The following is a 13,381-nucleotide window of genomic DNA, read 5'->3' on the forward strand; positions in this document are numbered from 1 at the left end:
GACACATCAGGCTGAGCAGGGCGGCCAGGGCTGCACCAGGGCGTGCGACGGCGCGTTGGGGCGCTTGTGGACCCGCGGCGACCACGCGGGCGCCGCGCCGTCATGCGGGCCGGGTGATGATGGTGCACAGGCGCTTGGTGGCCCGGGTCAGGGCCACGTACAGGTCCCTCTCGCCGCAGGGGCGGGCCGTGCTGATCTCCTCCGGGTTCAGGACGACGACCCCGTCGAACTCTAGGCCGCGTGCCTCGGACGCGGGCACGATGCGCGCGTGGTCGGCGATGCCGTGAGCCGTCAACTGACCCACCCGGGTGTCCGCGCAGATCACTCCCAGGAGTTCGTCCGGCTGCGCGGCGCTCTGGGTGCGCAGTTCCTCCACGACGGCGGTGAGCACCCCCTCTCCATGCGTGATCACGGTGCGTGGGCTCTCACCGCCGCGCAGCGACCGTGTGGGCCGCTGGTCCGGAGCGATCCGTGCGAGCAGGTCCCGGACGCTCTCCAGGATCTCCCGCGTGGTGCGGTAACTGACCGTCAGGTCGTGCAGCCTGAACCGCGTCCCGACATGCGGGCTCAGGGCTTCCGTCCAGTCGCGTGCCGTCGTGGTCGGGCCCGACTGGGCGAAGTCACCCACCAGCGTCATCGCCCTCGCCGGGCAGCGGCGGACGATCATCCGCCACTGCATGGCCGTCAGTTCCTGCGCCTCGTCGACGACGACGTGCCCGTACGTCCGCTCGGGCGGACCGTCGACCAGGCTCGCCGCCTCGTCCAGCAACGGCACGTCCGCATCGGTCCACGGGGCGTTCGGGGCGCGCAGGACGAGGGCCCGCTCCTGCGGGGTCAGGTTCGGCAGGCGCTCGGCCAGGGCGTCGGCATCCGTCAGCAGCGCCTTCACGAGGTCGCCGGGTACCAGCCTCGGCCACAGCGCCTCGACCGCCCGGTCGACGCCGGCGTCGACGAGGAGATCCGCCCCGATGGCGGCCAGGTCCAGCTCGTGGGCCGGACCCGGGTCGGCGGAGCCCTCGGCACGACGCTGGGCGACCCCCGTGAACCGGTCGAGGTTCAGGCCCGTCATCTGCGCGGCATCGGCGTCGATCTGCTCCAGCAGGTCGCCCAGGTCCCGTTGCATCGCGTCGGTGACGGCGTCGACCAGGTGCTCCTTGAACGCCTGGCGCGCGGGGTTGTGGCCGGATGCGGACGCCAGGGCGGCGGCGCGTGCGGTGGCGACCTCCTTCTCGGTCAGGTGGACCAGTTCCTGCCCGACCCGGACGGCGAAGTCACCGGCGGGGGCCTGGCGGTCTCGCAGCAGGCCGGCCAGGGCGCCGGCGAGGTCCAGGCCGCCCTTGAGACGTGCCGTGTCGAAGGGGTCCGCCGCGTCCGGGGTGACTCCCGCCAGTTCCTGGCAGGTCGCCAGGTCGACGTCGTTCTCTCCGAGCGAGGGAAGGACCTGGGAGATGTAGTCGAGGAAACGGGCGTTCGGGCCCACCACGAGGACGCCTTCCTCCGCAGCGCGCGGGAACGCGTACAGGACGTAGGCCGCCCGGTGCAGGGCCACCACCGTCTTGCCGGTGCCGGGCCCGCCCTGCACCACGGTCACTCCGCGGTGAGGGGAGCGGACGATCTCGTCCTGCTCGGCCTGAAGCGTCGCGACGGCCGAGTGCATCCTGCCCGTACGCCGTGCGGCCAGAGCCTCGGTCAACGGGCCGTCCCCCACGACGTCCTCGTCGGTCGGTGCGGTCCCGTCCAGCAGTTCGTCGCTCACCGAGACGACCGTGCGCTCCTCAAGGCGCAGGTGCCGGCGTCGCCGCAGATCCATCGGGTGGACCGGTGTGGCCTCGTAGAAGGGCCGCGCCGCGTTCGCGCGCCAGTCCACGAGCAGAGGCAGGTCATCCGCCTCCGTATGCAGCCCGATCCGCCCGATGCGCAGGGCCGTGCCGTCCGTCCAGTCGACGCGTCCGAAGACCAGCCCCTTCTCGGCGCCCTCCAACCGGTCGATCTCCTTGGTCAGACGGTCGGCGGCGATCTCCCTCTCGTACGCCTCGCCGGCGCCGTCCGCCGGAGCCTTCAGCACACTCGCCCGATTAGCTCGCGCCTCGGAAATCCGCTCGGTGAGCAGCTCGTACAACGAGGACACATAACCTTGTTCCGATTCAACCGCACGCACGGCGGGATCATTTTCGTTCGACAACTAGGGGACTCCTTCGATTCGAGCCGCACCATACGGCCAAAATTCCCTAAAGGTAAGTCTTGACTAGCTTGTTGCGCCTATGCCCTTACAGCTCACCGCGCTTGGTGTCATGCATTCCTTCATTTCCCTTGAACTCCGGTAATGATTTCTCGTGCACGGGAAGGCGGTGAATCCACGGGAATGGGTCGTGGTCGCGTGGCAGGCCGGGGCGGGCCTGGCCTGCATTCCTGGATGCGGACGCCGGCCGTCGTGATCCGGTGGTGCGACGCGGCGAGTCGGGTGCGGTTCCCGCGGTCGTGCCCGGTGGCCCGCGCGCGTTGCTCCGGCAGGTGCTGGGGCGGCCCGGCCGTGCAGGCGTCGCTCCCCGTGAGGGCCGAGGCCGCGGCCGTGCGGGGCAGGGGGTAGGCGACGGCGTCGAGGAAGTGCCGCGGCAGCCGCTCCGGTTCGGCCGGCGCGAGCGTGGCCACGTCGGCCCCGCGCGGCGCGCGGACCGGGCCGCAGCGTGCCATCGGCGGTGTGGGGGCGGCGGGTTCGCGCACCCGCGCCGGCCCGCCGGGGCCGAGCGGGCCACGCCGCCGCGCGTCGTGGCCGGCGGGGGAGAAGGCAGGGCACATCTGTGGGGCGATGGCAATTCCTCAAATTTGACTACCTGGTACTGAGCGGCCGAGGGTACAGCATCGGAACCCCGCGCGCCGCCGAAGCGGAGTGATGCCGGTCACTCTGCGGGATCGCCCGGGAGGGGGTCACCCCCACCGCCTCCCCTGGCCCGGGCCCCCTGTCGGAACCGGGGCTGTCCCCCCGTGCCTTCTGGAGGCTTCCGCCATGGCCGGGCCGTCGCCCGCCCCGTAGCGTGAGGGGCATCGGAGACGGACCGGCCGCGGACCAGGAGTGCGGTGCCCCGATCCCGCACGGCCTATCGCGCCCCGCCTTCCTCCCGCCCGTCCACGCGTCGCCGTGCCCGGCGGAGAACCGGAGACACCCCCATGCCCCAGACGGCCGGCCTCAGTGCCACCGCCCTCGGCCCCCAGCGCCCGCCCGCCCCCGGCAGCGAGTTCACCCCCTTGCTGCGCGAGGTGCGCGGACAGGGCCTGTTGGAACACCGCACCGGCTGGTACGTCCGCACCATCGGAGTCAACCTGCTCGCCCTGGCCGCCGTCCTCACCGGCGTGGCCCTGCTCGGGGAGAGCTGGTGGGCACTGCTGCTGGCGCCTGCGCTGGCCGTCCTCTCGGCCCGCACCGCCTTCGTCGGCCACGACGCGGGCCACTCGCAGATCACCTCCGGCCGGCGCACCGCCCGCCTGATCGGCCTCGTCCACGGCAACCTGCTGCTCGGCATGGGCTTCGCCTGGTGGAACGACAAGCACAACCGCCACCACGCGAACCCCAACCACACCGAGAAGGACCCGGACGTCGCCGCCGACGTCCTCGTCTTCACCGCCCCCCAGGCCGCCGGCCGCACCGGCTTCCCGGCCTGGCTCACCCGCCACCAGGCCGCTCTGTTCCTCCCCCTCACCCTCCTCGAAGGCATCGCCCTGAAGGTGTACGGCTTCCAGGACCTGCGCAACCACCCCTGGCGCGTCCGCCTCGTCGAGGGCGGCCTGCTCCTCGCGCACGTCGCCGGATACGCGGCGCTGCTGCTGGCCTTCCTGACCCCCTGGCAGGCGCTGGCCTTCGCCGCCGTCCATCAGGCCCTCCTCGGACTCCACCTCGGCCTGGCCTTCGCCCCCAACCACAAGGGCATGGAGATGCCCGGCCCGGACGGCCCGCGCTGGGGGCACCTGCGCCGCCAGGTGCTGACCTCCCGCAACATCCGGGGCGGCCCCGTCACCGACTGGCTCCTCGGCGGTCTCAACTACCAGATCGAGCACCACCTCTTCCCCAGCATGCCCCGTCCGCACCTCCGGCTGGCCCAGCCCCTGGTCCGCGCCCACTGCGCCCGCCTGGGCATCCCCTACACGGAGACCGGGGCGGTGGACTCGTACCGCCAGGTGTTCGTCCATCTCCACGAGGTCGGCGAGGGGCTGCGCGCCGCCACCTGATCCGGCCGACTCGCCCGGCGGCCCCGGGCGAGCACACTGGAACCAGCGGCGCGGGCGGCGCGTTGTCACCGCAGACGGCGGACCCCGCCACCGAGGAGGTCATCGACATGTCGACGAACACCAAGATCGCCGTGGGAGGAGTGGCGGTCGGCCTGCTCCTGCTGATCTGGCTGCCCTGGTGGGTGGCGCTCCTGATCGTGTTGGGCGTCCCGGCCGCCGCCTACCTCACCCTCGACCCCTCCCAGCGTCGCCGGCTGCGCAACAGAGGCCGCCGCGAGATCGGGCGCTGACCGGCCGCCGCCTCACCGCGGCGGGCAGGAGGTCACTCCTCTCCGCCCGCCGACCGGATCACGGTCCGGCCGACGGGCGGAGGCGTGCCGCGGCCGGCGCCGCACGTCGCCGGACCGGGCAGGCGCGCCTCCCGCCGATGCTCGGCCCCCGGTACCCGCAGCCGTGCTCCGGCCCCGCACGGGGTCCCGGCGCGTCCCGCCGGTCCGGCCCCCGCCGCTCCCGTCCCCTGCAGAAGACGCCCGTGGCGCGCCCCGGGCAAGCACGTTCCGTGGCCGGGAGCGCCCGTCGTGCGAGGGCACGGCCACGAGCACCCACGGTGGCCGGGAGCGGCGCGGCTCAGCTCTCCCGGGGAGCGAGCGCCGCCAGCCCCTCCAGCAGCGCCGGCAGCCGTGCACCCCTGCCGACCGGGAGCACCTGGGCCGGTTCCTCGTCCAGCAGCACGAAGGCGATGTCGTCGGTGCGCGCCACGAGCGACCAGCCCGGCCCGTCGACCCGCAACGTCCGCGCCTCGCCGGAGGCGAACGCCGAACGCACCCGGCCCGGCGGAGGCGGCGACCGAAGATACCCGTGCGCCTCGCTCAGCGCCCGGCGCACCCCGGGATGCGCGTGCGTGAGCTCGCCGCCCTCCCCCTGCTCCGGGCCGGGCGAGGTGAACTCCGAGGTGTCCGTCTCCCGGCGCCACTCGGCCCAGCGCAGCGCGATCTCGTCGGCGCCGAGTCGCCGTTGCGGCCCGCCCCACCGCCCGGCGGCAGGCGGCGCGAGCCTCGGCAGCCCCGCCAGGTCTCCCCCCGGCTCCGGGTCGTGCGGTGCGGGCACACCGGGGGCCTGGACCGCCAGTTCCACCGGCCACCCCGGCAGCGCGGCCACCACGGCCTCCTCGCGCGGCGACAGGTCGTACTCCATTCCGCAGTCCCAGGCGGCGACGGCCACCGCGACCAGCGGTACGTCGTCCACCACGACCGTCCAGCGCGCCCCCGCGCCGTCCTGGCCGAGCACCAGCCCGTAGCCGTCGGCCGCCGGCACGAGCCCCAGCGCGGCGCAGGCCGCCGGATAGTCGTCGCCGAAGACCCCCGGGAAGCGGCCCGGGGTCAGCACCATCGCGGTCAGCACGTAGAGCGAGTCGCCGGTCTCGACCGCACCGCCGGAACCCCCGCCGTCGTCGACGTCCGCCATCGCAGCTCCCCACCTCATCGGTCCCGCGCTGTCGTCGGCGCACCTTAACCAGCGGGTAACCCAGGCGTCGAGAGCTGCGTGCCCACCGTTCCGGGACGTTCTCCGAACCCGGCGACGCCCTCCCCGGCGGCCGGAATGTGACCCTGGGCCACCAGCGGCCACACAGCGTAGAGTTGACGCCCGACGACCGAAGGGGGCGCCATGCAGCGCTTCGACCGGCTCCGGTACATCCGCACACTCGACCCGGACAAGGACCACCAGGAGATCTACCGGCTCACCGCCACCTACGAGTTCCCCTGGGACTACACCCGCGCCCTCGAACTCGCCCTCTACCGCACCTACGCGGTCCCCAGCATCGGCCGCCTCCTCGCCGAGACCGCCGAACTGACCGAACGCCCCCAGAAGCGGTACGACGACACCGCCCTCCTCCTCGACGCCGTGGTCGAGCACGGCTTCGACCACGAGGACGGCCGCACCGCGATCCGGCGCATCAACCGCATGCACCGCAGCTACGACATCAGCAACGACGACATGCGGTACGTGCTGTGCACCTTCGTCGTCGTCCCCAAGCGCTGGATCGACCGGTACGGCTGGCGCCGCCTCTCCCGGCACGAGATCGAGGCCGCCGCCGGGTACTACCGCACCCTCGGCCGCCACATGGGCATCCGGGACCTCCCCGAGGACTACGCCGCCTTCGAGGAGTGCCTCGACTCCTACGAGCGCGCCCACTTCGGCTGGGACGAGAAGGCCCGCACCGTCTCCGACGCCACCCTGGAACTGATGGCGTCCTGGTATCCGAAGCCCCTCGCCCCGCTGCTGCGCACCGCCACCCTCGCCCTCCTGGACGACCCCCTCCTGGACGCCTTCCGCTACGACCACCCCGGCCCCCTCACCCGCCGCCTGGTCCGGGGCGCAGCCCGGCTGCGCGGCCGGGCCGTCCGGCTGATGAGCCCGCGCGTCGTGCCGCGCTACGCCCGGCAGAACCCGGAGATCAAGGGGTACCCGGACGGCTACCGCGTCGCCGGACTGGGCACCTTCCCGGTCCCCGGGGTGCGCGGCTGCCCGGTCCCGCACCAAGCGGCCTCCGAAAGGCGGGCGGCCGAGGCGGCCGCAGAGGAGCGCTGAGGCGGGTCAGCCCGTCCGCCGGCCAGCACGAGGTCCTGGTCCGGCTCGTCCGCGGACGGCCTGACGCGCCCGCCTCCAGGAGTGCCATGACGGGTCTCTCGGCGCGCAGGCCGTCCGGGGTGAGGCAGCCCGTGTCGGGCGGCGCTCGCCGCCCGGCCGACCGGGTGGAAGAGCGCCAGAGTGCCGCCGGGACGCACCGAGCCCCGTCGTCGTCGCCCTGCACCACTCCGGCGGCGTCCGCGGCCACCGGGGCGACGACATCGCCCGAGCCCTCGACCCCGGCACCCAGGTCGCCCGCTGCGACGCCCACAACCGCGAAGCCGTCAAGGACGTCCTGGTCAGCCTGGTGGAGCACCCGGGCCGCCGCCGTGCGGCCCGCCGGCCGGCCGCCGTCGGGTGACCCGCGGTCGGCATCAGTCGGTCAGGCCCGCCATCGCGGTCGCCTTCTCCACCTCGACCCGCACCAGGAGTTCGCCGGGCACCGCGTTGCGGGCGCCGTACTCGGCGGCCTTGTCCTCGCCCATGTAGCGGGCGGCGATCCTGGTCGCCCAGTCCAGCAGTTCCGCCGGGTCCTCGCTCAGATGGATTCGGCCCTGGAGCACTGCGAAGGAGAACGGCGGCCGCTCGTCGTCCACGCAGAGCGCCACCCGGCCGTCCCGGGCCAGATTGCGGCCTTTCACGGTGGCCGCTCCCGTGGTGAACACCACGTTCCGGCCGTCCAGAACGAACCAGACCGGGGCGATATGGGGGCTACCGTCCTCCCGTGTCGTGGCCACTTTGGCGGTCCGTGTGCCTTCCGAGACGAATGCGCGCCATGCTGCTTCGGTCATCTTCTGAGCCATGGCCCCATCATGCTTGCCCGGACGGCGGCAGTGGTGAAGGCTTGCGGACCAGATCCTCCGGTCAGGAGGACGGACACGGGGAGAGACCGGATCATGGCACAGAAAAAGGGACTCGGCTGGTTGCTGGACGACCTCACCCAGCGAGTGAGCTTCGTCCGCCACGCCCTCGTCCTCTCCAACGACGGCCTGGTCACCGGGGCCAGCAGCGGCCTCGCCCGGGAGGACGCCGAGCACCTCGCGGCGGTCTCCTCCGGCCTGCACAGCCTCGCCAAGGGCTCCGGCCAGCACTTCCGGGCCGGCGGGGTCCGGCAGACGATGATCGAGTTCGACGACGCGGTGCTCTTCGTGACCGCCGCGGGTGACGGCAGCTGCCTGTGCGTCCTCAGCTCGGCCGACTCCGACCTCGGCCTGGTCGCCTACGAGATGACGCTCCTGGTCAACCGGGTGGGCGAACACCTCGGGGTGGACGTACGCATCCCGGAGAGCCGCCCAGGCGGACTGCTGGGCCGCTGACCTGCGGCGTTGCGGGGGCTGGCGGAGTTATCCACAGGCTCGGCGAGATCGTCGCGACGCGGTTACGGTTCTTTTCCAGGGCAAAGCACCGCTCACGGGGAGAACCTCCATGCCGATTCCTGACCTTTCCTCAGCCGTACCCGCGCCGCGTACCGTTCACGGCCCGCCGTTCCCGTCGTGGTCCGGCCCACCGGGCCGGCCCGGGGAAGCGGCCACCTTGAGCGCCGAGGCCGCGGCCCGGGCGCTCGGACTGCGGCAGAGCGAGATCGAGACGGCCGTCGAGCTCGGCCTGCTCGCCACCACCGACAGGGCCGGGGGACCGGGGGAGCGGCCCAAGGTTCCCGCTGCCGAGGTCCGTCGGCTGCTCGCCTCCGTCGACCACCCCGACGGGCTGCGCGCCCAGGTGGCCACGACCGGGGCGCGGGACGGCGCCGCGCTGCTCGGCATCACCGAGGAACGCTTCGCGAAGCTCGCCCGACTCGGCCTGCTCACCCCGGTCCGCTGCCACCTCAACCGCTACCACTGCGTCGTCTGGCGGTACCTCGCCGATGAACTCCGCGCGGTCCGCCGCCAGCGGGCACTCCACCTGACCGGCCAGCTCCCGCCACCCCTGCGCCGTCTCCTGGCCACCGGCGACGACGCCCGGCCCCGCACCTGGCGCCGCCGGGTCCTCGCCCAGCGCCTCAGCCGCTCCGGCACCACCTGGGAACGGGCCGCGGCCGTCGCCGCGCTCCTGCCGCGCTCGCACACCACCGCGCTCCTGACCCCCGACGAACAGCGCTGCCTCGACGCCGCCCGTCCCCGCCCGCTCTTCGCCCGGGCCCGGAGCGGAACCGCCGAGCGCACCCTGGAACCCCTCACCCGGGCACTCCCGGGACCTGAGGCGGAGCAGTACGCGGCCGACTTCGCCGCACTTCTCGACGAGGCCCGCACGATGGCGCGCCCGGCGCAGCGGGCCTCACGCGTCCGGCGTCCAGCGCCCCCTGGCAGCGGACGGCCCGCCGGGCGCCCGCGCCGGCCCATGCCCGCCCGGCCGCCGCAGCCGCCGGGTCCCGGCTCCACCGGCCCCGCCCGCAAGACCGGCCAGGGCCGGGTCCGGCAGACCCCGAGCGGTCAGGACAGGTCGTCCAGATCCCCCGCGTAGTGCCGGATCGCCCGCCCGTACGCGGCGACGCCCGGATCGGCGCTGGTGTCGGCCACCACGGTCAGTGCCAGTTCCAGCGCCTCCTTGGAGCGGCCGGCGCTGTACAGGGCCATGGCGAGGAAGGTGCGCAGCGCGGCGTCGTGCGGGAACTCCCGCACCCCGCCGCTCAGCGTGGTCACCGCCTCCTCGGCCCGGCCCAGCACCCGGTAGGTCGAGCCGAGGCCGAGCAGTGCCCCGCGCCGGTCGGCCTCGGAGAGCCCGGGCAGGGCGAGCGCCCGCCGGTAGTGGGCCACCGCCTCCGCCTCAAGGCCGAGCACGTCGTGCGCCCACGCCGTCTGGTAGGCCACGTCGGCGTCCTCGGGATGCGCGGCGCCGAGCCGTACCAGCTGGGCGCGGGCCTCCTCGGTGCGGCCGTCCTCGCGCAGCCGGACCGCCTTACGGAGCTGGTCCGCCACGGCGGGATCGCGGACGGGCGTCTCCTCGGGGAGGCCCGCCGCGTTCACCGGGAGAGCTTCCGGAAGAGGCCCTCCTGGACGACCGAGACGAGGAGGTTCCCCTCCCGGTCGTAGATCCGGCCGCGCGCGAGGCCGCGCCCTCCGGTGGCGACGGGGGACTCCTGGTCGTAAAGGAACCACTCGTCGGCGCGGAAGGGGCGGTGGAACCACATGGCGTGGTCGAGGGAGGCCATGTCGAAGCCGCGCGGGCCCCAGAGCGGCTCGACGGGGATGCGGACGGCGTCCAGCAGCGTCATGTCGCTGGCGTACGTCAGGGCGCAGGTGTGCACCAGCGGGTCGTCACCGAGCGGGCCGACGGCGCGCATCCACACCGCGCTGCGGGGCTCCGCGCCCTCGATCTCCTTCGGTGACCAGCGCAGCCGGTCCGCGTACCGGATGTCGAACGGCTGGCGGCGCGCCATCAGTTCCAGCGCCTCCGGCAGCTCGCCGAGGTGCTCGCGGACCTCCTCGGCGACGGTCGGCAGCGTCTCCGGGTCCGGCACCACCCGGGCGGGCGGCAGCTGGTGGGTGAAGCTGGCCTCCTCGGGCTTGTGGAAGGAGGCCGTCAGGTTGAAGATCGTCCGGCCCTCCTGCACCGCGGTCACCCGGCGGGTGGTGAACGACCGGCCGTCGCGCACCCGCTCCACCTGGTAGACGATCGGCACCCCCGGCGTCCCGGGCCGGAGGAAGTAGGCGTGCAGCGAGTGGACCGGCCGGTCCCCCTCGGTGGTGCGCCCGGCCGCGACCAGTGCCTGCCCGGCGACCTGGCCGCCGAAGACGCGCTGCAGCGACTCCCGGGGGCTGCGCCCCCGGAAGATGTCGGTCTCGATCCGCTCCAGATCCAGCAGATCCACCAGCCGCTCGGCTGCGTTCGTCATGTTCCGTTCTCTCCCGTGTCCTGTGGGCCTGATCGGTCCGGTACTACAGTCGGCCGACGTCGGTGACCCGGACCACGGCCCTGCCCTCCGCGTCGGAGGCGGCCAGGTCGACCTCGGCGCTGATACCCCAGTCGCGGTCGCCGTTCGGGTCCTCGAAGGTCTGCCGGACCCGCCACAGCTCGTCCTCGGGCCGCTCCTCGATGAGTAGCAGCTTGGGGCCGCGCGCGTTCGGACCCGTGCCGAGGTCGTCGTACTCGTCCCAGTACGCGTCCATCGCCTCGCCCCACCGCTCGGCGTTCCACCCGGCCTCGCCGTCCAGCTCGCCCAGCTCCGCGACGTTGTCCAGGGCGGCCAGCTCCACCCGGCGGAACATGGCGTTGCGCACCAGCACCCGGAAGGCGCGGGCGTTGGCCGTCACCGGCTTCACCTGGTCGGCCTTCTCACGGGCCTCCTCGGCCGTCATGTCGGCCGGGTTGGCGAGCTGCTCCCACTCGTCGAGCAGGCTGGAGTCGACCTGGCGCACCAGCTCGCCCAGCCACGCCGTCAGGTCCTCCAGGTCCTCCGACTTCAGGTCGTCGGGGACGGTGTGCTCCAGCGCCTTGTAGGCGCTCGCCAGATAGCGCAGCACGATGCCCTCGGTCCGGGCCAGCTCGTAGAAGGAGACGAACTCCGTGAAGGACATCGCGCGTTCGTACATGTCGCGGATGACCGACTTCGGCGACAGCGGGTGGTCGCCGACCCACGGGTGGCTCTGCCGGTAGGTGTCGTAGGCGTGGAAGAGCAGCTCCTCCAGCGGCTTGGGGTGCGAGATCTCCTGGAGCCGCTCCATCCGCTCCTCGTACTCCACCCCGTCGGCCTTCATCGCCGCGACCGCCTCGCCGCGCGCCTTGTTCTGCTGCGCGTGCAGGATCTGGCGCGGGTCGTCCAGCGTCGACTCGACCACCGAGACCATGTCCAGCGCGTACGACGGCGACTCCGGGTCGAGCAGGTCGAAGGCGGCCAGCGCGAAGGTGGAGAGCGGCTGGTTGAGGGCGAAGTCCTGCTGGAGGTCGACGGTCAGTCGGACGATGCGGCCCTCGGCGTCGGGCTCGTCCAGCTTCTCCACGATGCCGCCGTCGAGCAGCGAGCGGTAGATGGCGATGGCCCGCCGGATGTGCCGCAGCTGCTGCTTGCGCGGCTCGTGGTTGTCCTCCAGCAGATGGCGCATCGCCTCGAACGCGTTGCCCGGACGGGCGATGACCGACAGCAGCATGGTGTGGGTGACCCGGAAACGCGAGGTCAGCGGCTCCGGCTCGGAGGCGATCAGCTTCTCGAAGGTCTGCTCCGACCAGGCGACGAATCCCTCGGGCGCCTTCTTGCGGACCACCTTGCGGCGCTTCTTCGGGTCGTCGCCGGCCTTGGCCAGTGCCTTCTCGTTCTCCACCACGTGCTCCGGCGCCTGCGCCACCACCAGACCGGCGGTGTCGAAACCGGCCCGGCCCGCGCGGCCCGCGATCTGGTGGAACTCGCGGTTGCGCAGCACCCGCACCCGGGTGCCGTCGTACTTGGTGAGCGCGGTGAACAGCACTGTGCGGATGGGGACGTTCACCCCGACGCCCAGCGTGTCCGTCCCGCAGATCACCTTCAGCAGACCGGCCTGGGCCAGCCGTTCCACCAGCCGCCGGTACTTCGGCAGCATCCCCGCGTGGTGCACGCCGATGCCGTGCCGGACGTACCGCGAGAGGTTCCGGCCGAACTTGGTGGTGAAGCGGAAGTTGCCGATCAGCTCGGCGATGCGGTCCTTCTCCTCGCGCGTGCACATGTTGATGCTCATCAGCGCCTGTGCCCGCTCCACCGCCTGGGCCTGCGTGAAGTGCACGATGTAGACCGGTGCCTGGCGGGTGTCCAGCAGCTCGGTGAGGGTCTCGGTGAGCGGCGTCGTCCGGTACTCGTACGACAGCGGCACCGGGCGGGTCGCCGAGCGGACCACCGAGGTGGGACGGCCGGTGCGGCGTGTCAGGTCCTTCTCGAACATGGCGACGTCGCCGAGGGTCGCCGACATCAGCACGAACTGCGCCTGCGGGAGCTCCAGCAGCGGGATCTGCCAGGCCCAGCCCCGGTCCTGCTCCGCGTAGAAGTGGAACTCGTCCATCACGACCTGGCCGACATCGGCCGCGCGGCCGTCCCGCAGCGCGATGGAGGCGAGCACCTCGGCGGTGCAGCAGATCACCGGCGCGTCGGCGTTCACCGAGGCGTCGCCGGTGAGCATGCCGACGTTCTCGGTGCCGAACATCTTGCAGAGGTCGAAGAACTTCTCCGAGACCAGTGCCTTGATCGGCGCGGTGTAGAACGTCACCTTGTCCTGGGCCAGCGCCGCGAAGTGCGCGCCCGCCGCGACCAGGCTCTTGCCCGACCCGGTCGGCGTGGACAGGATCACATTGGCCCCGGAGACCACCTCGATCAGCGCCTCCTCCTGAGCCGGATAGAGGGTGATGCCCCGTCCTTCGACCCAGGACGAGAAGGCGTCGAAAAGGGCATCGGGGTCGGCGTCCGGCGGCAGCTGATCGATAAGGGTCACGCCCCCATCTTGCCTTCCTTCCGCACCGATCACGGAATCGGACGACCGTGCGAAGATCATCGACGCTAAGGTGAACCGCCAACTGGGCAGCGAACAGAAGCGATCGGACCGCCGGCGGCACCGGGCGCGGCGAGCGCCGCGAC

11 protein-coding genes are annotated in these 13,381 nt (G+C 72.9%); 5 read left to right on the top strand and 6 right to left on the bottom strand.

All coding sequences use genetic code 11. From position 1 onward, the window contains the following. Positions 1-100 precede the first annotated feature (100 nt). Positions 101-2,128 carry a HelD family protein gene (locus ACSLIC_RS24325; RefSeq protein WP_436739834.1) on the bottom strand — a complete coding sequence of 676 codons (2,028 nt, stop codon included), beginning with the start codon at positions 2,126-2,128 and terminating at the stop codon, positions 101-103. A gap of 1,037 nt (positions 2,129-3,165) precedes the next feature. Between ACSLIC_RS24325 and ACSLIC_RS24330 the strand changes: the two genes are divergently transcribed. Both ACSLIC_RS24330 and ACSLIC_RS24335 read left to right on the top strand, forming a co-directional pair. After that, on the top strand, positions 3,166-4,221 hold the full coding sequence (locus tag ACSLIC_RS24330) for an acyl-CoA desaturase (RefSeq protein ID WP_436739835.1): 1,056 nt from the start codon (positions 3,166-3,168) through the stop codon (positions 4,219-4,221). Between the two features lie 107 nt (positions 4,222-4,328). After that, positions 4,329-4,511, top strand: a complete 183-nt coding sequence (locus ACSLIC_RS24335; RefSeq protein ID WP_436739836.1) for a hypothetical protein — start codon at positions 4,329-4,331, stop codon at positions 4,509-4,511. Between the two features lie 337 nt (positions 4,512-4,848). Here the strand turns inward: ACSLIC_RS24335 and ACSLIC_RS24340 are convergent, their stop codons facing one another. Further along, positions 4,849-5,685: a hypothetical protein gene (locus tag ACSLIC_RS24340; RefSeq protein WP_436739837.1), complete on the bottom strand. Its 837-nt coding sequence runs from the start codon at positions 5,683-5,685 to the stop codon at positions 4,849-4,851. 201 nt (positions 5,686-5,886) lie between these two features. Between ACSLIC_RS24340 and ACSLIC_RS24345 the strand changes: the two genes are divergently transcribed. Further along, positions 5,887-6,810, top strand: a complete 924-nt coding sequence (locus ACSLIC_RS24345; protein WP_436739838.1) for an oxygenase MpaB family protein — start codon at positions 5,887-5,889, stop codon at positions 6,808-6,810. 413 nt (positions 6,811-7,223) lie between these two features. Here ACSLIC_RS24345 and ACSLIC_RS24350 read toward each other — a convergent pair whose 3' ends face one another. Further along, positions 7,224-7,652, bottom strand: a complete 429-nt coding sequence (locus ACSLIC_RS24350) for a PPOX class F420-dependent oxidoreductase (protein WP_436739839.1) — start codon at positions 7,650-7,652, stop codon at positions 7,224-7,226. A 93-nt stretch (positions 7,653-7,745) separates the two neighbouring features. Between ACSLIC_RS24350 and ACSLIC_RS24355 the strand changes: the two genes are divergently transcribed. Beyond that, complete coding sequence (locus tag ACSLIC_RS24355; protein ID WP_436739840.1) at positions 7,746-8,165, top strand: roadblock/LC7 domain-containing protein; 420 nt, start codon at positions 7,746-7,748, stop codon at positions 8,163-8,165. 217 nt (positions 8,166-8,382) lie between these two features. Beyond that, complete coding sequence (locus ACSLIC_RS24360) at positions 8,383-9,309, top strand: DUF6397 family protein (protein ID WP_436739841.1); 927 nt, start codon at positions 8,383-8,385, stop codon at positions 9,307-9,309. On the opposite strand, the gene ACSLIC_RS24365 is transcribed toward ACSLIC_RS24360, so the two are convergent. Genes ACSLIC_RS24365 through ACSLIC_RS24375 form a run of 3 tightly spaced genes read right to left on the bottom strand, consistent with a single transcriptional unit; the run spans position 9,279 to position 13,298 of the window. Next, positions 9,279-9,812, bottom strand: a complete 534-nt coding sequence (locus ACSLIC_RS24365) for a tetratricopeptide repeat protein (protein ID WP_436739842.1) — start codon at positions 9,810-9,812, stop codon at positions 9,279-9,281. The two genes, ACSLIC_RS24360 and ACSLIC_RS24365, sit on opposite strands and share 31 nt — an antisense overlap. Continuing rightward, the gene (locus tag ACSLIC_RS24370; protein ID WP_436739843.1) at positions 9,809-10,681 is read right to left on the bottom strand and encodes an acyl-CoA thioesterase; all 873 of its coding nucleotides are present in this window, start codon (positions 10,679-10,681) and stop codon (positions 9,809-9,811) included. Before ACSLIC_RS24370 ends, ACSLIC_RS24365 begins: the two co-directional genes overlap by 4 nt. Before the next feature lie 43 nt (positions 10,682-10,724). Continuing rightward, positions 10,725-13,298: a DUF3516 domain-containing protein gene (locus tag ACSLIC_RS24375; RefSeq protein WP_436739844.1), complete on the bottom strand. Its 2,574-nt coding sequence runs from the start codon at positions 13,296-13,298 to the stop codon at positions 10,725-10,727. Between the last annotated feature and the right edge of the window lie 83 nt (positions 13,299-13,381).

It is taken from the genome of Streptomyces sp. BBFR102 (assembly GCF_051397025.1).
Lineage (GTDB): Bacteria > Actinomycetota > Actinomycetes > Streptomycetales > Streptomycetaceae > Streptomyces.